Genomic DNA, 23,353 nt, shown 5'->3' on the forward strand with positions numbered 1-23,353 from the left:
CTCAATGCCAGTCGGCGTTAGGGTTTGCGCTTAAAGGTATTGGGAAAATGCAGCAGCCATTCCGATTGGCTGCTGCTAGAGGGTTAGCCGACGTAAGCGAAGAGGTCCTTGATGTCCTTCTCAGCGAAGACCCCTTTGCCGGTGTCTTCGATCAACTGGAACGAGCCATCGGGATTGATAGTGACTCCAACTGAACCCGCAATCGTGACATCTACGCCCGGCTTTTTCAGAAGGTCAAACAGGGGTTTTTTGCCGTCGTACTCTTGTGCCAATACCGCCCCCATACCCACCGTCGATTGAGAATTCACGCCGCCGACGAAGATGACCTTGCCGCCCTTATCCAATGACTTATTCAGCTCCTCCACCTCTTCATAAGCAACTTTATCGATCAAGCCATATCTTAGATCGCTACCGGTCAGGTGCATTAATGTGCGTTTTTGATAGACGCCATCTTTCAGGTCGGTGAGCACCGCCAGTGCGGAGCATTCGGTCAGGCTGCGGGTCGACAGGGGCGTACGAAGATCCTGCACGGTGTGGGAATACCCCATGTGCACTTCAACCGGTGAAGAGGTCGATGAGATTTTGGCGCTGTCGAAAGAGCGAGGTTTATAGTCGACTCTGGTTTTATAGAACACTGGTTTTTCATCGCTGCCTATATTGAGTTCAACCTCTGTCCCGTTGTCTTTTTTGACGTTGAACGCGATGTTGCGCTCGGCAAGCGTGTCGTTCATCGCCTTTTCCGCTAGCAGTTGAATGTACTTGTCAGGAAGGGACTTGTACTGGTTGCGGTAACGTCCCAGTGCCTCCTCATAAAGGGCGTAAGGGTCTTTATTGTCAACGCTCGGGAAGTCGCCGACGATTTCCTGCTCAAACCCTTTCACGCGCGCGCCGGTGAGCGCGTTGAGTTGCGACGCGAGGGACGCCTGGCCACCGCTGGCGGAGTAACAGGCCAAAAGACGAACGTCTTCGTAGTCTCGAATGTTGATACCGCGCGCCAACAATTCACGGTCCACATCAGCGGCTGCGTAACGCTTGCCATTTTCTCCCAGGATGGATGACGCCCCGCCGTTTGCGGGCTGTTCACTGTGGCCCATGATGTTAAGGCGTTGGTGACCCTTGTAGGTGTCGAAAAACACTTGAATATCGCCCGCGAGCGGCTTGATTTCCACTGGGCCGCCCAGGACGATCCGGTTCTTCGGCGGTGTAGCGGGAACGGGAATCTCCTCGACCAACATAGCGCCCGCACCTGCCGCTCTTGCCGCGCTGCTGGAAGGTTCATTCAATGCGCGTGCCTTGAAGTGAATGAGTGATGTCGCCAGGTTGAGCAACATATCGGCCAGCGCGGTTTCTTTGAGCCTCATATCGTCGCCGTGCAGGACCTCCAGGTCGCTGGCGATACCTGCGCCTTGCAAGGCGAGCCCCAGCAACGCGCCGGGGCCGCGCAAGGCCGGCAACAGCGCATTGAGCAACAGGAAGCCACCCTCCTTGAGCGTCGCCCAACGGCTTTCGTCATCAGAAACCGCCTGCTGTTCGGCAAGCGTGGTCAGGGCTTGTGCGTTGGCATTGTAGAGGTGGTCCATCAAATGCCCGGTTTGCAGTTGCGCCTTCAGGGTATCGGCGGCGGCATAACCGCCGGCGGCCAGTTTGGGTTCGGCCGGTACGGTCTCGCCGTCTCCCACGCCAAACACGCCGAGTGTCAGGGCGTCGGGCTCCTTGAAACTCCACCTCTTGTAATACTCTCGGGTCGATTCATCCGGCAACCAGGCCAGAATGTCCGACTGCAAACGCCCCGGCTGCTGGATGGCCTCCAGTAATTGCTTGCGGGTTTGAAATTGCAGCAGCGGGGCATCGGCGATCAGAGGGCGATAGAGAATATGTGGGCCGGCTTCGCTGTCCTCGGGCTCGATCAAGTACATATTGTCGACCACATCGGGGGCCTTGCCGGGGCCCGGTATAAAGGCCAGCGGGCGTACGGCGATCTCCTTGCCGTCGACGGTCTTGGCCCCGGGCGTTGGGTCGAGTGCGGCCTGGATATATCTGAAACCGGTATTATCGAGGCCGGACTTTTTCTGAATGACCATCTCCAGAGCTTTCAATTGCAGCTCAGTGGGGACCTGCTGCGCAAACAGGGACTGGCGTTCGGTTTTTTTATCGGGATTGTCCAGCAGTTCACGCTTGAGCAACGCGGGGTAGTTTTTACCCACGTCGACGGCCTCAATCAGCTTTTGCAGTGCACCGTCCTCTTCAAGTTCGGGCACGCGTGTATTATCGGGCTTGAGGTAAACCTCAACGCTTCTGCTCGGTAGCCCCGACAGGTTTTTCAGCAGGGCGTCGGTCAGGCTCATGCGTTCACGGTTGATTATTCCGCTGACCATTGCGTTGGCCCCTGCGCCGCCCACGGGCACCTTGAAGACGATCTCCAGGTTCTTCGCCGGATGACTGACGGCCTTCAGATTATCGAAAGAACGCTCGGCAAAAGTGCGAATGTCCGGGATGTCGCTGCTGTACGTGCGGCCTTTGTTCAGTTGTATGAAGCCCGCCAGCCTGAGATGCAGTTCCTGCAATACAAAGCGTTGCGACTGGTCGGCGTTGTTCATCCAGTCGGGCAACGTGGTTGTGGGCTGGGTAGGGGGCAGCATGTCTGTGAGGGCAGGCGCGTTGGAGAGTTGGTCGCCTTTATGCTGTTGGATCAGTCGATCAGCCTGGAGGTCGAACACATTGGCGTCCACTCGCTGTGCAGGGCGCCTCGACTCAGGAAGGTCATCCCAGGAGTCGTAGGGGGTGACCTTGCCACTGGTCTCCACCAGCAGGAGTAGCTGGCGACTGGGTGATGACAGGGATCGTGTGATTAACAGTTCCGGCTCGGGGCCTGTGGTGGTATAGACGTCGGCGCCCGACGAATTCGCACCCAGCGGCATAGGGCGCGTCGCCCCATTAGGCTGTGATGCGACCATGGTCAGGGTTTTACGCTGTTCATCATCCAGTCCGGTTTGTTTCAGCGCCGCCTGTTGCAGGTTGCTGCGCAGGATACTGCTGACCAGCGCCCGATGACTGCCGGAGAAGGCGTTGTCGGCGCCGCTGAATGCGGGCTTGCTCCAGTAGGCCCTGAACTCAGAGTTATAGACCTCGTCAAGCCGGCTTGGCAGCGCACCGATGGCGGAGCTCAAGCCTGCCAGATCAAGGTGCAAGGGTACATCGACCGGGCTGCCCAAGGTTGTCCGCGGCACGCGCGGGCGGGTATCAAACGCTTTGGCGTCCCGGGTGAAATTCGGCGCAGGGCCGCCTGCCAGATGATCCAGGGCCAGTGTGATCAGTTGTGTTCGCTTGAACTGCCCCGGTTGATCCGGATCAGGTAATTCGATGGCGAGCTGGTTAACGTCGACATCCAATCCAGGGGCGATGGTCTGGATCCTGTCGTTGAGCACTCGCGCGACCGCTGTGAACAACGTCGGCTCACCGGCAAACTGGCTGCGCGCCAGGGTGACCAACGGATTGGCCGCCGGTGATGCCGTCGCGCGCGGTTGCGTGGTGTGTGGCTGCTCAAGCCGTTGCGCGACTGCGCGTTGTCGCTCCTGGACGCCAACGGAGCGTCTATCGGTACGCGGATTGTGTTTGCGCAATGCGGCAAAGCCGTCGCGAGTCAGCGATGAGGCGTTTTTAAGTTGCCATGTGGTGCTGCCATCACCGGTCGGTTCACCATAAAACCTGCCTATCCAGTCGAGGCTAAGGGGTTTGTTCATGGCGGGCGGCACCGCAGAGTTGCGCAATGTCTGCCCGAGTGTCGAGCGTTCAGGGATTTCGGACACTAACAAGTGGCTGCGTTTGTTCAAAACAACACCCAATCCCGAAATTTCGCTGAATCGACCGGTGCTGTACATTCTCGCCATCTCCAGGTCGGCTTCTTCAACCGATGGTTTCTGGTCGCGTCGAGAGGCGGGGATCAATGAGGGGGTCAAGGTGATTTGCGTCGATAAGACCTCGATGGCGTCTTGTTGCTGTTGCCGAATCACAGAGTCGTGGGCGTCGTTTGACCCTGACGCGTCAGCATTGGCTGAGGGTAACGATACGAACGTTCCGTGTCGTTTTTGCTCAGCAATATTAATCACTAATCCTTCGGGTATATACATACCTCCCACTTCGTAAAAGTTACCTATCACTTGAGCAGGTGCGCGGGTTGGGCCGAGGTACTCGATAACCTGTCGCGTTGGGGCCAGCGCTTGAGCGGCAGCGGTCACCGCTGCGGTGGCCTGCCACCAACCTTCATCATATTTGGAGAAGCTAGCGGGCTTCCCATCAGCGATACATTCAAGTTCCCATCCATCAACCGTATTCAACTTCAGTGTTGAAGTGTCGATCTTGTGTTTCCTGGCGAAACTTGCAAATGGCTCGCTTTCAATAGCGTGGGTAAGTTGGGCCCAGGCCATGCCGAATGTCGAAAAGCGAGGGATGTCGTCGATGACCTTGGCCGCCGGACTTACGGGGGTGCCAGTTCGAAGGGCAACGAGCAGTTCCAGCAATGCGGCGCTGTACTTTTCTGAGAGAATCGCGTCATCTGCCTTGACCACACGGGTGGCGAGGCTTTGGGTTTCTAGATCGACAACCGCCACGTTGCGCTTACTCCGCGCGTTAGATACAGAAGGCACGGACTGGGCGTTCAAAGCAGATGCCGAAGAAAACGCACTGGTGCGCAAGGGATCGATGTTCATGCAGATAAAGTCCGTTAATAATGAATGGTTTATATATCTTCGCTGGAAAATAGATATTGGACTTGTGCGCGCTCCATAGTTAAAGGAGTGCGCCCATCGCATTGTTTTTTTGGATTTCTATTTTAAAGCGTCTGTCGGTGAGGGTTATGAGGTGCGCAGGTATTTAATGCGTGTATTAAGTGGTGATGCTGGCGGATTGGTTTCCTCTGTACATGTTGCAATTCATGTAAGGGGCTAACGATTTTTTCAAGAAAGCACTGTGCGACACTGCACTTGGGTTTAATAAGCGCAGTGCAAATAGACTCGATGTTTTTTATGCCAAGTTCTGCTCGGTCAATCGCTGCACTACCAGGCGCCGATAGTGCGAAGGGGTCATGCCCTTGAGCTGCTGAAAGCGCCGGTTGAAGTTGGAAATATTGTTGAATCCCGACTCGAAGCACACATCCGTCACCGCTTTGTCGCCATCGGCCAGCAGCTCGCAGGACTTGCTGATGCGCAACCGATTGACGAATTCGATAAACGTGCGCCCGGTGGCCTGTTTGAACACGCGGGAAAAATAAGTGGGTTTCATGCCCAGGTGTTCGGCCACTTCTTCCAGCGGCAACTCCCGTGCGTAGTGGGCGAAGATATAGTCCACCGCGCGGTTGGTGCGGTCGATGCTGTGCTCGTCGGCCGTTTGCGGTGCGGTCACGCCGGACAGCAGTTGGTAGTCGTCACACGCGCTCAACACGTCCAGCAGGATAAAGAAATGCCCCAGGCGCGCCATGCCTTGGGCGTCCTCGATGCGCTGCATCAAGGTCACGGCCTGGGCGATGGTGTGCTTGCAGCGAAACTCGATACCCGACTGCGCGCGCTCCAGCAGCGGCGCGAGGTTTTTGAGTTCGGCGAAAATGTGGCTGCCCTGTTCAAGCAGTTCATCGGTGAAGTTCACCAGCATGTCGCGCTTGGGCACCACTTCGTCTTCCTCCACCTGGCTGATCCAGTTGTGAGGCAGATTGGGGCCGGTGAGGAACAGGCTTTCCGGATAGAAGTTGCCGATGTAGTCGCCGATAAACACCTTGCCGGAGCTGGCGACGATCAGGTGCAGTTCGTATTCCTTGTGGAAATGCCAGCGCACCAGCGGGCAGGGGAAGCCATGCTGGCGATAGATGATGGACAGACCGTTGTGATCGTCCATCAGCTCGTAGGAAGGGTCGGTGATGCGCGTTGCTCGGGTCATGCTGCCGTCGCTTTATTGTGGTTGCTGCGTAGGATAATGCCCCCTCGTGCACCCACTCGCCAACGTCTGTGTTTACCCGTTGCGGTTTTTCGCCTCGATCCACTGCGCCATGTACTGGGTACTCTTGTGGGCGTGATGGCGCAACATGCTGCCGGTGAAGTTGTCCCGGCGATGGGTCGTGAGGCGGCTGCGGCACTGTTGCAGGCACTCGATCAGCGCCGGGCCGTGGATCTGTTGGGCGTAACGCCGAGCCAGCAGATGGCGCCCGTGTTCCTGCGCCTTCGTCCAACGGTCGCGGTCCTGATACAACGCCACGGCGGCAGCAGCCAGAGCGTCGGCGTCTGCCGCGATGGCTCCCGGCCAGGGCTGCTCATCGCCCATGGCTTCGGCGCCGATCGGTGTGGTGACATTCGGCGTGCCGCACAGCATGGCATCGGCCAGCTTGCCCTTGATTCCGGCGCCAAAGCGCAACGGCGCCAAGCAGATACGCGCGGCGCTCATCACGCGCAGGGCATCCTCGGCCCAGTTCATGACATGAAAGCCCTGGGCCGGGTTGTGCAGGGCAGTGGCCTTGGGCGGCGTATAAGCCCCGTAGATATGCAGCTGGGCCCCTGGCAGTTGCTGGCGGATGCGTGGCCACAGGCTGTTCTTCATCCACAGCACCGCATCCCAGTTGGGGGCATGGCGGAAGTTGCCGATGCTGAGGAAGTGCGCACGCTCCTCAAATGACGCGAACGCCTCGCTCGGCGGCGTCAGCATCAGCGGGCACCAGTGGAGCAAGGCGGCCGGCACCTTGAATTGTTCGGTGAGCAGGCGGATTTCCACATCGGAAATCATCAGGCTGATGTCACAACGGTAAATTGCTGCTATCTCGCGCTTGGCCAGGTCGGTGTCGGCCATATGCTGGAATTCTTCGGTCAAGGCCGGGGCGAACAGCGCGGTGAAGTCATCGCTATCGGGCTCGACTTTGAGGTGTTCCTTGAGGCGCTGATGGCGGGCGTCGCGCAGGCTTTGCAGGTCGGAGGTTTCCAGCACGCGCAGGGCATTCGGGCAGTGCTTTTCAACGCGCCAGCCGAACTGTTCCTCCATCATGAAACGGTCGAACAGCACGATATCCGGGGCCAGTTCGCGGACAAAGTCATCGAAACTGCTGTTATTCAGCTCGATGGCGCACTCGGCGATACCCAGCGCCGCCAGGTCGGCCTTGTGTTCGCCGAGCGCGGCGGGGCTGCTGAAGGTGATGTCCCAACCTTGTGTCAGAAAAGTTTCGAGAATCTGCATCATGTGTCCGCCCGCGGCCGAGGAGCGCGGCTCCGGCCAGACGTAACCAATGACCAGGACTCGGGTAGCAGGCGGCTTCATCGACAACGGTTTCCTTGCAGGGCAGGGCGAAAGGCGCGCAATTAAACCACAACCGGCGACATGACAATTTGTGTCTGGCGGTAGGTGGTCAACGTACTTTGTGGTTAACTTCCGCCTCTCGCATTCGTTTAAACCAAACCCAGCATAAGGATTCCGTTCATGGCTCAAGTCACCCTCAAAGGCAACCCTGTCCAGGTTGAAGGCGAACTGCCGAAAGTTGGCGCCAAGGCCCACGACTTCACCCTGACCGCCGGCGATCTGTCGGACGCAACCCTGGCGACCTTCGCCGGCAAGCGCAAAGTGCTGAATATCTTCCCAAGCGTCGACACCCCAACCTGCGCCACTTCGGTGCGCAAGTTCAACGATCAGGCCAGTTCGCTGAACAATGCCGTGGTGCTGTGCATCTCCACCGACCTGCCATTCGCCCAGGCGCGCTTCTGCGGTGCCGAAGGCCTGGAAAACGTGAAAAGCCTGTCGGACTTCCGTGATTCGGATTTCGCGGTTGATTACGGTGTTTCCATCGCTGAAGGCCCGCTCAAAGGCTTGACCGCCCGTGCGGTGGTCGTGCTGGACGAGAACGACACCGTGCTGCACAGCGAGCTGGTATCGGAAATCGGCCAGGAGCCGAACTACGAAGCTGCCCTGGCAGTCTTGAAGTAACTGTTTCGGCGCATTGCTGTCGTTTTGCAGTAACACGCTTGATACATGATTGCGGCCTGGCCTAGTCCAGGCCGTTTTCATTTGCGCTTCAAATGCTTAGCTGGAATAGGCCGATGGACTAAGATCCTCAAGTCACACGTTGTAAGCCCAAGGTAAATAGCCGGTAAAGGCGCTTTTCTAAATGCGCCCCAGTGCTTATCTTTCAGCCTCCCAAAGAAGAAGCTCTCGCGCCCAATGGTTGATCACTCCATGCAATCCTCCCCCCGTCACTCCCGTCGCTGGCTGTTTGGCCTGCTTGTGCTGCTGGTTATCGCCGGCCTGTGCTGGAAATTCTGGCCAAGCAGCGCGGCCCATAAAGACGCGCCTGCCGGGCACACCGGCAAAACCGGTATGGCGCGCCCGGGCTTCGGCGGCTCCACCGGCCCGGTGCCGGTCCGTGTGGCGCCGGTGGTGCAGGGGGAATTCCCGGTCTACTACAAGGCGCTGGGCACGGTTACCGCGCTCAATACCATCAATGTGCGCAGCCGAGTCGGCGGGGAGTTGGTGAAAATAGCCTTTGAAGAAGGGCAAATGGTCAAGGCCGGCGATCTGCTCGCCGAGATCGACCCGCGCAGCTACCAGAACGCCTTGCTCCAAGCCCAGGGCACCTTGCTGCAGAACCAGGCCCAGTTGAAGAACGCCCAGGTCGACGTGCAGCGTTACCGTGACCTGTATGCCCAGGACAGCATCGCCAAACAGACCCTGGACACCGCCGAAGCGCTGGTCCTGCAATACCAGGGCACGGTCAAGACCAACCAGGGCGCGGTGGATGACGCCAAGCTCAACCTCGAATTCACCAAGATCCGCGCGCCCATCAGTGGCCGTGTGGGCTTGCGCCAGCTTGATGTGGGTAACCTGGTGGCGGCCAACGACACCACCGCCCTGGCTGTGATCACCCAGACCCAGCCGATCAGCGTGGCCTTCACCTTGCCGGAAAACACCTTGGACACGGTTCTGACCCGTTACCACGCCGGCAATAAATTGCCCGTGGAAGCCTGGGACCGTGGCGACGCGAAGATTCAGGCCACCGGCGTACTGCAAAGCCTGGATAACCAGATCGACGTCACCACCGGCACCCTGAAATTCAAGGCGCGCTTCGATAACAAGGACCAGGCGCTGTTCCCCAACCAGTTCGTCAATGTGCACCTGCTGGCCGACACCTTGCACAATGTGGTGCTCGCGCCCTCGGCGGCCATTCAGTTCGGCAACAACGGCACCTTCGTCTACAAGCTCGATGGCGACAAGAAGGTCAAGGTCCAGCCGTTGGTGGTGGGCGACTCCGACGGCGACAACACTGTGATCAAGCAGGGCCTGGTCGCCGGCGACCGGGTGGTGCTGGAAGGCACCGACCGCCTCAAGGACGGCAGTGAAGTGGACGTGGTCAACGACAGCAGCGAAGTGCCGACCACGCCGACCGAACACCTGCAAGGCAAGCCTGCGGCCAAAGGGGAGACCGGCAGCACCGCCGGCAAGGCGCAAAAGGTCGGTTCATGAACCTGTCGCGGCTGTTTATTCTTCGCCCGGTCGCTACCACCCTGAGCATGCTGGCCATTGTCCTGGCCGGCATCATTGCGTACCGCTTGCTGCCGGTGTCGGCCTTGCCCCAGGTGGACTACCCGACCATCCGCGTAATGACCCTGTACCCCGGCGCCAGCCCGGATGTGATGACCAGCGCGGTCACCGCGCCCCTGGAGCGCCAGTTCGGGCAAATGCCCGGCCTGACCCAGATGGCCTCCACCAGCTCCGGCGGCGCCTCGGTGCTGACCCTGCGCTTCAACCTCGACATCAATATGGACGTGGCCGAGCAACAGGTGCAGGCCGCGATCAACGCCGCCACCAACCTGCTGCCCAAGGACCTGCCGGCGCCGCCGGTGTACAACAAGGTCAACCCGGCGGACACCCCGGTACTGACCCTGGCCATCACCTCCAAGACCATGCTGCTGCCCAAGCTCAATGACCTGGTCGATACGCGCATGGCGCAGAAAATCGCGCAGATCAGCGGCGTCGGTATGGTCAGCATCGCCGGCGGACAGCGCCAGGCGGTGCGCATCAAGGTTAACCCCGAGGCCCTGGCGGCCAATGGCTTGAACCTGTCAGACGTGCGAACCTTGATCGCCGCGTCCAACGTCAACCAGCCCAAGGGCAACTTCGACGGCCCCACGCGGGTTTCGATGCTCGATGCCAACGACCAGTTGGTCTCGCCCCAGCAATACGCCGAACTGATCCTGGCCTACAACAATGGCGCGCCGCTGCGTCTCAAGGACGTCGCGCAGATCGTCGACGGCGCCGAGAACGAACGCCTGGCCGCCTGGGCCAACCAGAACCAGGCCGTGCTGCTCAATATCCAGCGCCAGCCGGGTGCCAACGTGATCGAGGTGGTCGACCGCATCAAGGCGCTGCTGCCGAGTATCACTGATAACCTACCGGCCGGCCTCGACGTCACTGTGCTCACCGACCGCACCCAGACCATCCGCGCGTCGGTCAAGGACGTGCAGCACGAACTGCTGATCGCCATTGCTCTGGTGGTGATGGTGACATTCCTGTTCCTGCGGCGTGTCAGTGCCACGATCATCCCGTCCATCGCCGTGCCGCTGTCCCTGGTGGGCACCTTCGGCGTGATGTACCTGGCGGGCTTCTCCATCAACAACCTGACGCTGATGGCCCTGACCATTGCCACCGGCTTTGTGGTGGACGATGCCATCGTGATGCTGGAGAACATTTCCCGCTATATCGAAGAGGGCGAAACGCCGCTGGCTGCCGCGCTCAAGGGCGCCAAGCAGATCGGTTTCACTCTGATTTCCCTGACGCTGTCGCTGATCGCGGTGCTGATCCCGCTGCTGTTCATGGCCGATGTAGTCGGGCGCTTGTTCCGCGAGTTCGCCATCACCCTGGCGGTGGCGATCCTGATTTCCCTGGTGGTGTCCCTGACTCTCACGCCGATGATGTGCGCGCGCCTGCTCAAGCGTGAGCCCAAGGAAGAAGAACAGGGCCGTTTCTATAAGGCCAGCGGTGCCTGGATCGACTGGTTGATCGAAGGCTACGGGCGCAAGTTGCAATGGGTGCTCAAGCACCAACCGCTGACCCTGCTGGTGGCCATCGCCACCCTCGGCCTGACCGTGGTGCTGTACCTGGTGGTGCCCAAGGGGTTTTTCCCGGTGCAGGACACCGGCGTGATCCAGGGCATTTCCGAAGCGCCGCAGTCGATTTCCTTTGCGGCGATGAGCCAGCGTCAGCAGGAGTTGGCCAAGATCATCCTCGCCGACCCGGCGGTGGAAAGCCTGTCGTCCTATATCGGCGTGGATGGCGACAACGCCACACTCAACAGCGGCCGCTTGCTGATCAACCTCAAGCCCCACGGCCTGCGCGACCTGAGCGCGGCCCAGGTGATCACGCGTCTGCAACCGCAAATCGACAAGCTGGTGGGCATTCGCTTGTTTATGCAGCCGGTGCAGGACCTGACCATCGAAGACCGCGTCAGTCGCACCCAGTATCAGTTCAGCATGTCATCGCCGGATGCCGAGTTGCTGGCGTTGTGGAGCGACAAACTGGTACACGCCCTCAGCCAGTTACCGGAACTCACCGACGTGGCCAGCGACCTGCAGGACAAGGGTTTGCAGGTGTACCTGGTGATCGACCGCGATGCCGCCTCGCGCCTGGGCGTCAGCGTCTCGAACATCACCGATGCGCTGTATGACGCCTTCGGCCAGCGGCAGATTTCGACCATCTACACCCAGGCCAGCCAGTACCGCGTGGTGTTGCAGGCCCAATCCGGCGAAACCCTTGGGCCGGACGCGCTGAACCAGATCTACGTCAAAACCACCGACGGCGGCCAAGTGCGCTTGTCGAGCCTGGCCAAGGTGGAACAGCGCCAGGCCCAGCTGGCCGTGGCGCATATCGGTCAGTTCCCAGCGGTGATGATGTCGTTCAACCTCGCACCCGGCGTGGCGCTGGGCAAGGGCGTGGAACTGATCAACCAGACGCAGAAAGACATCGGCATGCCGGTGGGCGTGCAGACCCAGTTCCAGGGCGCGGCCCAGGCGTTTGAAGCCTCGTTGTCGAGTACCTTGCTGCTGATCCTGGCGGCGGTGGTCACCATGTACATCGTGCTGGGCGTGCTCTACGAGAGCTACATCCACCCGATCACCATTCTGTCCACCTTGCCCTCGGCGGCGGTGGGGGCTTTGCTGGCGTTGCTGCTCAGCGGCAATGACCTGGGCATGATCGCGATCATCGGCATCATTTTGTTGATCGGTATCGTCAAAAAGAACGCGATCATGATGATCGACTTCGCCCTCGACGCCGAACGCAACCAGGGCCTGGACCCGCAGACCGCGATTTATCAGGCGGCGCTGCTGCGTTTCCGGCCGATCCTGATGACCACCCTGGCCGCGCTGTTCGGCGCCGTGCCGTTGATGCTGGCCAGCGGTTCCGGCGCTGAACTGCGCCAACCCTTGGGCTTGGTGATGGTCGGCGGGTTGCTGGTCAGCCAGGTGCTGACGCTGTTCACCACGCCGGTGATCTACCTGTATTTCGATCGGTTGGGACGCCGCTGGCGCAAGACCGACATTGAGGACGTGGTGTGATGGGCGTGGCGAAAGCAGTGGCAAGCGGCAAGCAGCACGCTGCAAGGGAACGGCAGGGGCAGCCTACGTCTTTTGCAGGTAGCTTGAAACTTGCCGCTTGGAGCTCCCCCCCATGAACCTGTCCGGACCTTTCATTCGCCGGCCGGTAGCCACCATGCTGCTGAGCCTGGCGATCATGTTGCTCGGCGGAGTGAGCTTCAACCTGCTGCCGGTATCGCCGTTGCCGCAGATCGACTTCCCGGTAATCGTGGTGTCGGCCAGCCTGCCTGGCGCGAGCCCCGAGGTGATGGCGTCCACCGTGGCCACGCCCTTGGAGCGTTCGTTCGGCTCGATTGCCGGCATCACCACCATGAGCAGCAGTTCCAGTCAGGGCTCGACCCGGGTGATTCTGGCCTTCGACTCCGACCGCGATATCAACGGCGCGGCGCGTGAAGTGCAGGCGGCCATCAACGCCTCGCGTAATCTGCTGCCCAGCGGCATGCGCAGCATGCCCACCTACAAGAAGATCAACCCGTCCCAAGCGCCGATCATGGTGCTGTCGCTGACCTCGGACGTGTTGCAGAAGGGCCAGCTCTACGATCTGGCCTCCACCATCCTGTCCCAGAGCCTGTCCCAGGTGCCGGGCGTGGGTGAAGTGCAGATCGGCGGCAGCTCCTTGCCGGCGGTGCGCATTGAACTCGAACCCAAGGCTCTCGATCAGTACGGCGTGGCCCTGGACGATGTGCGCAACACCATCGCCAATGCCAACCAGCGCCGGCCCAAGGGCTCGCTGGAAGACAGCGAGCGCAACTGGCAGATCCAAGCCAACGACCAACTGGAAAAGGCCAAGGACTACGAGCCGCTGCTGATTCGCTACCAGAACGGCGCGGCCTTGCGTCTTGGCGATGTGGCCAGGATCAGCGACGGCGTGGAAGACCGCTACAACAGCGGTTTCTTCAACAACGATGCGGCGGTGTTGCTGGTGATCAACCGCCAGTCCGGGGCCAACATTATCGAGACCGTGCGCCAGATCAAGGCACAGTTGCCGGCGCTGCAGGCGGTGCTGCCGTCCAGCGTCAAGCTCAGCCTGGCCATGGACCGCTCGCCGGTGATCACCGCCACCCTGCACGAAGCGGAGATGACCCTACTGATCGCGGTGGGGCTGGTGATCCTGGTGGTGTACCTGTTCCTCGGCAATTTCCGCGCCTCGCTGATCCCGACCCTGGCGGTGCCGGTGTCGCTGGTGGGCACCTTTGCGGTGATGTACTTGTACGGGTTCTCGTTGAACAACTTCTCGTTGATGGCGTTGATCCTGGCCACTGGCCTGGTGGTGGACGATGCCATCGTGGTGCTGGAGAACATCTCCCGGCACATCGATGACGGCGTGCCGCCGATGAAGGCGGCGTACCTGGGGGCCCAGGAAGTCGGGTTTACGCTCTTGTCGATGAACGTGTCGCTGGTGGCGGTGTTCCTGTCGATCCTGTTTATGGGCGGGATCGTCACCAACCTGTTCCGCGAGTTTTCCATCACCCTGTCGGCGGCGATCATCGTCTCGCTGGTGGTGTCGTTGACCCTGACGCCGATGCTCTGCGCGCGTTGGCTCAAGCCCCATGTCAAAGGCCATATGACCGGTTTGCAACGCTGGAGCCACAGGATCAACGAGCGCATGGTCGCCGGCTACGCCCGCAGCCTGGACTGGGTGCTGCGCCACCGGCGCCTGACCTTGCTCAGCCTGTTGCTGACCATCGGCGTCAATGTGGCGTTGTATATCGTGGTGCCGAAAACCTTTATGCCGCAGCAGGACACCGGGCAGTTGATCGGCTTTGTGCGCGGCGATGACGGCCTGTCGTTCAGCGTGATGCAGCCGAAGATGGAAATTTTCCGTCAGGCGGTGCTCAAGGACCCGGCGGTGCTCAGCGTCGCCGGCTTTATCGGTGGCAACAACGGCACCAACAACGCGGTGATGCTGGTGCGGCTCAAGCCCATCGGCGAGCGCAAAGTCTCGGCCCAGGCGGTGATCGAGCGTCTGCGCAAGAACGTGCCACCGGTGCCGGGCGGGCGCCTGTTCCTGATGGCCGACCAGGACCTGCAATTCGGCGGCAGCCGCGACCAGACCAGCGCACAGTATTCCTACATCCTGCAAAGCGGCGACCTGGCCGCGTTGCGTCTGTGGTACCCGAAAGTGGTTGCCGCATTGCGTGAATTGCCGGAGCTGACCGCCATCGACGCGCGCGAAGGCCGTGGTGCGGCGCAAGTGACACTGATCGTCGACCGTGATCAGGCCAAGCGCCTGGGCATCGACATGAACATGGTCACAGGGGTGCTGAACAACGCCTACAGTCAGCGGCAGATTTCCACGATCTACGATAGCCTCAACCAGTACCAGGTGGTGATGGAGGTCAACCCCAAATATGCCCAGGACCCGATCACCCTGAACCAGATGCAGGTGATTACGGCCGACGGCGCGCGGGTGCCGTTGTCCACCATCGCCCATTACGAAAACAGCCTGGCGGACGACCGCGTCAGTCATGAGGGCCAGTTTGCCTCGGAAAACATAGCGTTCGACATCGCCCCTGGTTTCACGGTAGAGCAGGGCACGGCCGCCATTGAACGGGCGATCGCCAAGGTGGGGCTGCCGGAAGATGTGATTGCCAAAATGGCCGGCACCGCCGATGCCTTTGCGGCGACGCAGAAGGGCCAACCCTTCATGATTCTTGGCGCGCTGGTGGCGGTGTACCTGGTGCTGGGGATTCTGTACGAAAGCTATATTCACCCGTTGACCATCCTGTCGACCTTGCCCTCGGCTGGCGTCGGCGCGCTGCTGTCGATCTACCTGCTGGGCGGCGAATTCAGCCTCATCTCGTTATTGGGGCTGTTTCTGCTGATCGGGGTGGTGAAGAAAAACGCGATCCTGATGATCGACCTGGCGCTGCAACTGGAACGCCATGACGGCATGAGCCCGCTGGAATCGATCCGCAGCGCCTGCCTGCTGCGCCTGCGGCCGATCCTGATGACCACTCTGGCGGCGATTCTCGGTGCTTTACCGCTGCTGCTCGGCACCGGCGACGGCGCGGAAATGCGCCAACCTTTGGGCCTTACCATCATTGGCGGCCTGGTGTTCAGCCAGATCCTGACTCTTTACACCACCCCGGTGGTTTACCTTTACCTCGACCGCGCGCGCCATCGCTTCAATGCCTGGCGCGGCGTGCGGACCGATGCCGCCCTGGACACTGCGCTATGACCGATTCAACCCACGCCCCCCAAAAACTGTTGGCAGCGGCACTCTGCGGTCTGATGCTCAGCGCTTGCGCCATAGGCCCGGATTACCAGCGCCCGGAGGTCATCGAGCCCGCGCAGTTCAAGCAAGCCCAAGGCTGGCGCCAGGCCGCGCCGAGCGACGCGCTGGCCCGCGGCGCCTGGTGGGAATTGTATGGCGACCGTCAGCTCAACGACTTGGTCGCTCGGCTCAATAATGCCAACCAGACCGTGGCTCAGGCCGAGGCACGTTTTCGCCAGGCCCAGGCGTTGGTGCGCAGCTCCCGCGGTGCGTTCTACCCCAGCGTCGACCTCAGCGTGGGCAAGACCCGCGCCAGCCAGGGCACCGGCAGCAGCAGTGCCAGCCTCAGCAGTTCCAGCAGCGGTATCCGCGACACCCTCAACGCGCAGTTAGGCGTGAGCTGGGAGGCGGATGTCTGGGGCAAGTTGCGCCGTGGCCTGGAGGCCAACGAGGCCAGCGCCGAAGCCAGCTCGGCGGATTTGGCGGCGATGCGCCTGAGCCAGCAATCGGAACTGGTACAAAGCTACCTGCAACTGCGGGTGATGGATGAACAGACGCGGCTGTTGCAAGCCACCCTGGACACCTATCAACGCTCCCTGCAAATGACCGAAAACCAGTATCGCGCCGGCGTGTCCGGCAAGGACGCGGTGGCCCAGGCGCAAACCCAGCTCAAGACCACCCAGGCCAGCCTGATCGACCTCATCTGGCAGCGCGCCCAACTGGAAAACGCCATTGCGGTACTGATCGGCGAGGCGCCGGCCAACTTCAGCCTGGCGGTGAGCAAGGACATTCCGCAACTGCCGCAGATCCCGGTGGGCCTACCGTCGCAGCTGTTGGAGCGCCGCCCGGACATTGCTTCGGCCGAGCGCGCGGTGATCGCCGCCAATGCCAATATCGGGGTGGCCAAGGCCGCGTACTACCCGGACCTGACCCTGAGCCTGGCCGGTGGCTATTCCAGCAGCACCTATGCCGACTGGATCAGCCTGCCCAACCGCTTCTGGTCGGTGGGGCCGAAACTGGCCATGACCCTGTTCGACGGTGGCCAGCGCTCGGCGGAGGTCGACCGCACCGTGGCGTCCTACGACGAAACCGTGGCCAAGTACCGCCAGACCGTACTGGACGGTTTCCGCGAAGTGGAAAACTACATGGTGCAACTCAAGGTGCTGGAGGACGAAGCGGCGGTCAGCAACGAAGCATTGGCGGCGGCGCGCGAGTCGCTGCGCCTGACCGAGAACCAGTACAAAGCGGGGCTGATAGCCTACCTGGACGTGGTCACCGTACAGGCCACCGCCCTGAGCAACGAACGCAGCGTGTTGACCTTGCTGCAATCGCGCCTGGTCGCCAGTGTGCAACTGATCGCCGCCTTGGGCGGGGGCTGGGATGGGCAAACCCAAATCAGCGCCAACGACTAGAAGAGTGCGGGCGTGCAGCGCCCGATGGCGATGTTGAGCCGGTGGATTGACGTCAAAAAGCCCATGATGGCCTTGTGATAATTATTCAACTGCCGCCGAATATTTATCGCTACAATCCGCCGCTTTGCCACTCGGTACGGGCGTTCCAGCTCGTAGCTCGCGAGACTCTGCATGCTTATCGGTAGCTATTCCCCTTCGTTGGTCGTGATCTCGCTGTTCGTTGCGATTCTGGCTTCCTACACCGCACTCGACCTGGCCGGCCGCATCGCGACCGCCCAGGGACGGGCCGTCTACCTGTGGATAGTCGGCGGCGCGTTGGCGATGGGGGTGGGGGTGTGGTCGATGCATTTTATCGGCATGCTCGCGTTGCGCTTGCCGTTTGCCCTGGGGTTCGACGTGGGCATCACTGCGTTGTCGCTGTTGATCGCTGTATTGTCCAGTGGCTTTGCCTTGTGGCTGGTCAGCCAGGCCCGGTTGCCCGCCTGGCAACTGCTGTTCGGCGCGCTGGTGATGGGGGCCGGTATCAGCTGCATGCACTACACCGGCATGGCCGCCATGCGCATGACCCCCGGCATCGACTACGACCCGACGTTGTTTGGCGCGTCGTTGTTGATCGCCGTGGCGGCGTCGGGCGCGGCCTTGCTGATTGCGTTCAACCTGCGGCGCAACACCCCGCATGTGCGCCTGCTCCGGGGCGGTGCCGCGGTGGTGATGGGCGTTGCCATTGTCGGCATGCACTACACCGGGATGGCGGCCGCCAGCTTTGCCGATGCCAGCTACTGCGGCGCCGCCCTGGACGGGTTGAGCGGCAATGGCCTGGATAACCTGGTGCTGGTCACTACCCTGGCAGTGCTAGCCATCGCTTTGCTGACTTCGTTGCTCGACGCGCGCCTGGAAGCCCGCACCGCGGTGCTCGCCGATTCGCTCACCCAGGCCAACCAGGAACTATCCCACCTGGCTCTGCACGACATGCTCACCGGCCTGCCCAATCGCAGCCTGCTCGCCGACCGCATTCAACAGGCCATGCAGGCGGTGCAGGAGCAGGGCGGTTGCTTTGCGCTGATGTTTATCGACCTGGATGGCTTCAAGCCGGTCAACGATGCCTTTGGTCATCACCTGGGCGACCAATTGCTGCGCGAAGTGGGCTTGCGCCTGCGCGAGGATCTGCGCAGCCACGACACCCTGGCGCGTATCGGTGGTGACGAATTTGTACTGTTGGTGCAGCTGAACCAGCCGGACGATGCCCTCGGCCTGGCCGAGCGCCAGGTACAACTGATCAACAGGGCGTTCCTGGTGGCCGAGCATGAGCTGAACATCTCCGCCAGCGTCGGTATCGCGTTGTTCCCCGGCAACGGCGCCACACCCCAGGAATTGTTGATGAACGCCGACGCCGCCATGTACCACGCCAAGGGCTTGGGCAAGAACGGCTACAGCTTTTTCGATGTGTCGATGAACACCAACGCGCGCAAGCAACTGCAACTGTTGCAGGACTTGCGCAACGCCGTGGAGCAGCAGCAATTTCGCTTGTACTACCAGCCTAAGTTCGACGCGGCCAGCGGCATTGCGGTGGGCGCCGAGGCGTTATTGCGCTGGGAGCATCCGCAGCAGGGCCTGTTGATGCCGGCGACGTTTATTGAACTGGCGGAGAAAACCGGGCTGATCATCCCCATCGGCGAATGGGTGCTCAATGAAGCTTGCCGCCAGATGCGCCTGTGGTACGTGCAGGGGTATGAAGAATGGCGCATCGCCGTGAATCTTTCTGCGTTGCAGTTCTGCCATGCCGGGCTGGTCAACAGCGTCGCTGCCGCGCTTGAACGCCACCAGTTGCCGGCTAACAGCCTGACCCTGGAAATCACCGAAACCACGGCCATGCGCGATGCCGACGCGAGCATGAACGTGTTGCAGCAGCTGTCGGACATGGGCGTCGACCTGTCCATCGATGATTTCGGCACCGGTTACTCCAGCTTGATGTACCTCAAGCGCTTGCCGGCCAACGAACTTAAAATCGACCGTGGCTTCGTGCGCGATCTGGAGCACGATGGCGACGATGCCGCCATCGTGTCGGCCATCGTTGCCCTCGGCCAGGCCCTGGGGCTGCGCATTGTGGCCGAAGGCGTGGAAACCGATAAACAGCAGGATTTTCTTACGCGCCTGGGTTGTAACTCGCTGCAAGGTTACCTGCTGGGGCATCCACTGCCGGCCGAGGGTTTTATGGCTAATATCCGCCGCGCCGAAGAGGCGGCCGCCCCTGACAAGGTCAGCGAGTGACGGTTATTCTTGACACGACCCATTAAACCTACAGGTTGAAACAGGAGAGAGCAGGCATGGACAAAGTCGTCATCATCACCGGGGGCAGTCGCGGGATTGGCGCCGAGACGGCCTTGCTGGCTGCGCGTCAGGGGTATCGCATCTGCATCAACTACCAGGCCGACGACGAGGCCGCCCACCGCGTGCTGGAACAGGTGCGTGCCCTCGGCGCCCAGGCGATTGCGGTGCGCGCGGACGTAAGTATCGAAGACGAAGTGATCGCGCTGTTCCACCGTGTCGATACCGAATTGGGCCGGGTCACTGCGCTGGTGAACAATGCCGGCACCGTGGGGCATAAATCCCGGGTCGATGAGATGTCGGAGTTTCGCATCCTGAAAATGCTCAAGACCAACGTGCTCGGCCCGATTCTGTGTGCCAAGCATGCGCTATTGCGCATGTCGCCCCGGCATGGCGGGCAGGGCGGCAGTATCGTCAATGTGTCATCGGTGGCGGCACGCCTGGGTTCGCCAGGTGAATATGTCGACTATGCCGCCTCCAAGGGCGCGCTCGACACCTTCACCATTGGCCTGTCGAAAGAAGTCGCCGGTGAAGGTATCCGCGTCAATGCGGTGCGCCCGGGTTATATCTACACCGACTTTCATGCCCTGAGCGGCGATCCGGACCGAGTCAGCAAACTGGAGTCTGGCATCCCGATGGCCCGTGGCGGCCGTCCGGATGAAGTGGCCGAAGCGATTATCTGGTTGCTGTCGGACAAGGCGTCCTATGCCACGGGGACATTTCTGGATTTGGGGGGTGGGCGCTAGGGATGCAGTGCCCGCACCGACGCCATCGGGGGCAAGCCGCCTCCCACACTTGAGAGCACTGACAGCTCAAAATGTGGGAGGGGGCTTGCCCCCGATGGCGTCAGAAAGCGCAACACCATCACTTAGAACGACCGCACAATCCGCCCCAACGTTTCCATAGCTTTTTCCGACGCCTCGGTCCACGGGCTACCGTAGTTCAGGCGAATACAATTTCTGAAACGTTGAGTTGCCGAGAAAATCGGCCCCGGCGCGATGCTGATGCCTTGGGCCAGGGCCATCTGGAATAGCTTCAGCGAATCGGTCTGCTCGGGCAGTTCCAGCCACAGGAAATACCCGCCGGCCGGTTGGCTGACGCGTGTTTGCGCGGGGAAGTAGCGGCCAATGGCGGCCAGCATGGCGCTTTGCTGTTCTTCCAAGGCATAGCGCAATTTGCGCAGGTGCCGGTCGTAGCCGCCGTGTTGCAGGTAGTCGGCAATTGCCGCCTGGGCCGGCATCGACGGGCACAACGAGGTCATCAGCTTCAAGCGTTCGACTTTCTGCGCATAGCGCCCGGCTGCGACCCAGCCCACGCGATAACCCGGTGCAAGGCTCTTGGCGAACGAGCCGCAGTGCATCACCAGGCCCTCGGTGTCGAACGCCTTGGCCGGTTTGGGCGCGTGCTGCCCGTAGTACAACTCGGCGTACACATCGTCTTCGATCAAGGGCACCTGATGGCCGCGCAACAGTTCCACCAGCGCTTGTTTCTTGGCTTCAGGCAGGGTGGCGCCCATGGGGTTCTGGAAGCTGGTCATGGTCCAACAGGCCTTGATCGGGTAGCGCTCCAGGCTTTGCGCCAGGGCATTGAGATCGATGCCGTCGCGTGGGTGCACCGGGATCTCCACCGCCTTGAGTTTTAAACGCTCCAAGACCTGCAAGCAGGCATAAAACGCCGGAGCCTCGATGGCCACCAAATCGCCTGGCTCGGTCACGGCCTGCAGGCACAGGTTCAGCGCTTCCAGGGCGCCGTTGGTGATCAGCAACTCTTCCATAGGCAGCATCAGGCCGCCGACCATATAGCGCAGGGCAATTTGCCGGCGCAGTTGCGGGTTGCCCGGCGACATGTCGGTGACCACCATGCGCGGGTCCATCTCACGGCTGGCGCTGGCCAGGGAACGGGCCAGACGCGGCAACGGGAACAGCATCGGGCTGGGGAACGCCGAACCGAAGGGCACGGTGGTGGGGTCCTTGATCGAGTCGAGCACCGAAAACACCAGCTCGCTCACATCCACCTCGGTGGATTCGTGTACCTGTTCGGTCACCACCGGCTCGGAAAACGGGCTCGGCGCATGGGTGTTGACGAAGTAACCGGAGCGCGGCCGCGCGCGGATCAGCCCGCGGCGCTCCAGTAGGTAATACGCCTGGAACACCGTGGATGGGCTGACGCCGTAGGTCTGGCTCGCGTAGCGCACCGACGGCACGCGTTGGCCGGGGCCGAGGACGCCGGAGCGGATCAGTTCAGCGATGTCGTCGGCGAATTTTTCGTAGCGTTTCATGGCGGCCTTAAACAAGGTTTTTGTAGGAGAGATACCCTCGGGGGCAAGCCCCCTCCCGCATTGGGCTTTCATCGTTTTCGATAGCCAAGTTTCAGCGGTTGAGCGGTGCGACGAAGCGGCTCTCGGCCTCGCTGTACACCCACGGCTCGTCCACATCCGTCACTTTGAAGCGCAGTGTCTGCGAACTGCTCGCCGGTTTATCCGCCAGCAATGCCACCGACACCGGTACATCCACGATTTCCCCTGGCGCCAGGCTGATCCCGGTCTTGCCTTGCAATTGGAAACCCTCGGCCTCTACCAGCTCCAGCCGATAATCCTGGCGCTGCTGGGTCTTGTTGATGACCTTGAGACTGTAGATGTTTTCAATCAAGCCCTGGCTGTTTTCGCGAAACATGCCCCGGTCCTTGGTCACGTCCAGCGACACCATCGGCCGTTGCACCAAGGCCAACACCAGCGCGGCGATCATCACCAACAGCACGGCACTGTAGCCGATCAGTCGCGGCCTTAGCAGGTGAGTCTTGCCGCCTTGCAGTTGATGTTCGCTGGTGTAGCGCACCAAACCGCGCGCGTAGCCCATCTTGTCCATGATCGAATCGCAGGCATCGACGCACGCCGCGCAGCCGATGCACTCCATTTGCAGGCCGTCGCGAATGTCGATGCCGGTCGGGCACACCTGTACGCACAGCTGGCAATCGATGCAATCGCCCAGGCCGACGTCGGCCGGTTTAACCTCGCGTTTGCGCGGCCCACGGTGTTCGCCCCGGGCGGCGTCGTAAGAGATGGTGAGGGTGTCTTTATCGAACATCACACTCTGGAACCGTGCGTAAGGGCACATGTGCATGCACACCGCTTCGCGCAACCAACCGGCATTGAGGTAGGTGGCGGCGGTGAAAAACAGCACCCAGAACAGGCTGACGCCGCCCATTTGCCAGGTCAGCAGTTCCGCCGCGAGGGGGCGAATGGGGGTGAAGTAACCGACAAACGTCAGCCCGGTCAGCACGCTGATGCCCAGCCACAGCGTGTGCTTGGCCGAGCGCCGCGCCAGCTTGTTGAGACTCCATGGCGCCGATTGCAGCTTGATGCGTTGGTTGCGTTCGCCCTCGGTGACCTTTTCACACCACATAAACAGCCAGGTGAACGAGCTTTGCGGGCAGGTGTAGCCGCACCAGACCCGCCCAGCGAAGACCGTGATGGCAAACAGGCCGAAGGCACAGATGATCAACAGCGCCGATAGCAGGATGAAGTCCTGGGGCCAGAACGTCGCGCCAAAGATGTGGAACTTGCTTTCAGCCAAGTCCCACAGCACGGCTTGCCGACCGCCCCAGTTCAGCCACACGGTGCCGAAAAAGGCCAGGAACAGAAAGCCTGCGCCCAGCACACGCAAGGTGCGGAACAAGCCGGTGAAACTGCGGGTATGGATCAGGGTGTCGCTGGATTTGGCCTTCACCTTCTTTGGGTGCACGGGCTCAAAGATTTCCACGGTGGGGATTCGTTCGCTCATGGTCGTTCGCTC

12 protein-coding genes are annotated in these 23,353 nt (G+C 60.9%); 7 read left to right on the forward strand and 5 right to left on the reverse strand.

Annotation, left to right across the window (positions count from 1 at the left end):
* Positions 1-83: 83 nt before the first annotated feature.
* The 3 genes from HRH33_RS12540 to HRH33_RS12550 all read right to left on the reverse strand — a co-directional run bounded on the left by HRH33_RS12540 (position 84) and on the right by HRH33_RS12550 (position 7,287).
* Positions 84-4,706, reverse strand: coding sequence for a hypothetical protein (locus tag HRH33_RS12540; RefSeq protein ID WP_167418326.1), 4,623 nt, complete (start codon positions 4,704-4,706; stop codon positions 84-86).
* Positions 4,707-5,019: 313 nt separating this feature from the next.
* Complete coding sequence (locus HRH33_RS12545) at positions 5,020-5,925, reverse strand: AraC family transcriptional regulator (RefSeq protein WP_034137970.1); 906 nt, start codon at positions 5,923-5,925, stop codon at positions 5,020-5,022.
* 72 nt (positions 5,926-5,997) lie between these two features.
* Complete coding sequence (locus HRH33_RS12550) at positions 5,998-7,287, reverse strand: glycosyltransferase (RefSeq protein WP_167418325.1); 1,290 nt, start codon at positions 7,285-7,287, stop codon at positions 5,998-6,000.
* Positions 7,288-7,446: 159 nt separating this feature from the next.
* On the opposite strand from HRH33_RS12550, the gene tpx reads away from it, so the two are divergent.
* The 7 genes from tpx to HRH33_RS12585 all read left to right on the forward strand — a co-directional run bounded on the left by tpx (position 7,447) and on the right by HRH33_RS12585 (position 20,308).
* Complete coding sequence (gene tpx, locus HRH33_RS12555) at positions 7,447-7,947, forward strand: thiol peroxidase (protein WP_167418324.1); 501 nt, start codon at positions 7,447-7,449, stop codon at positions 7,945-7,947.
* Positions 7,948-8,181: 234 nt separating this feature from the next.
* Positions 8,182-9,480, forward strand: coding sequence for an MdtA/MuxA family multidrug efflux RND transporter periplasmic adaptor subunit (locus HRH33_RS12560; RefSeq protein WP_167418323.1), 1,299 nt, complete (start codon positions 8,182-8,184; stop codon positions 9,478-9,480).
* Complete coding sequence (locus HRH33_RS12565) at positions 9,477-12,569, forward strand: MdtB/MuxB family multidrug efflux RND transporter permease subunit (RefSeq protein WP_034137974.1); 3,093 nt, start codon at positions 9,477-9,479, stop codon at positions 12,567-12,569. Before HRH33_RS12560 ends, HRH33_RS12565 begins: the two co-directional genes overlap by 4 nt.
* A 112-nt stretch (positions 12,570-12,681) precedes the next feature.
* Positions 12,682-15,789 (forward strand): efflux RND transporter permease subunit, encoded by a 3,108-nt coding sequence (locus HRH33_RS12570; protein WP_123479709.1) that lies wholly within the window; start codon positions 12,682-12,684, stop codon positions 15,787-15,789.
* On the forward strand, positions 15,786-17,237 hold the full coding sequence (locus HRH33_RS12575) for an efflux transporter outer membrane subunit (RefSeq protein ID WP_123479710.1): 1,452 nt from the start codon (positions 15,786-15,788) through the stop codon (positions 17,235-17,237). Before HRH33_RS12570 ends, HRH33_RS12575 begins: the two co-directional genes overlap by 4 nt.
* A 171-nt stretch (positions 17,238-17,408) precedes the next feature.
* On the forward strand, positions 17,409-19,505 hold the full coding sequence (locus tag HRH33_RS12580; protein WP_167418322.1) for a putative bifunctional diguanylate cyclase/phosphodiesterase: 2,097 nt from the start codon (positions 17,409-17,411) through the stop codon (positions 19,503-19,505).
* 56 nt (positions 19,506-19,561) lie between these two features.
* Positions 19,562-20,308: an SDR family oxidoreductase gene (locus HRH33_RS12585; protein ID WP_034097153.1), complete on the forward strand. Its 747-nt coding sequence runs from the start codon at positions 19,562-19,564 to the stop codon at positions 20,306-20,308.
* A gap of 122 nt (positions 20,309-20,430) precedes the next feature.
* Here HRH33_RS12585 and mapR read toward each other — a convergent pair whose 3' ends face one another.
* The gene (gene mapR, locus HRH33_RS12590; RefSeq protein WP_167418321.1) at positions 20,431-21,840 is read right to left on the reverse strand and encodes a GntR family transcriptional regulator MpaR; all 1,410 of its coding nucleotides are present in this window, start codon (positions 21,838-21,840) and stop codon (positions 20,431-20,433) included.
* Positions 21,841-21,931: 91 nt separating this feature from the next.
* Entirely contained in the window at positions 21,932-23,341 is a 1,410-nt protein-coding gene (ccoG, locus tag HRH33_RS12595; RefSeq protein WP_167418320.1) for a cytochrome c oxidase accessory protein CcoG, read from the reverse strand.
* Between the last annotated feature and the right edge of the window lie 12 nt (positions 23,342-23,353).

The sequence above is a fragment of the Pseudomonas rhodesiae genome (genome assembly GCF_013285305.1).
Classification (GTDB): domain Bacteria; phylum Pseudomonadota; class Gammaproteobacteria; order Pseudomonadales; family Pseudomonadaceae; genus Aquipseudomonas; species Aquipseudomonas rhodesiae.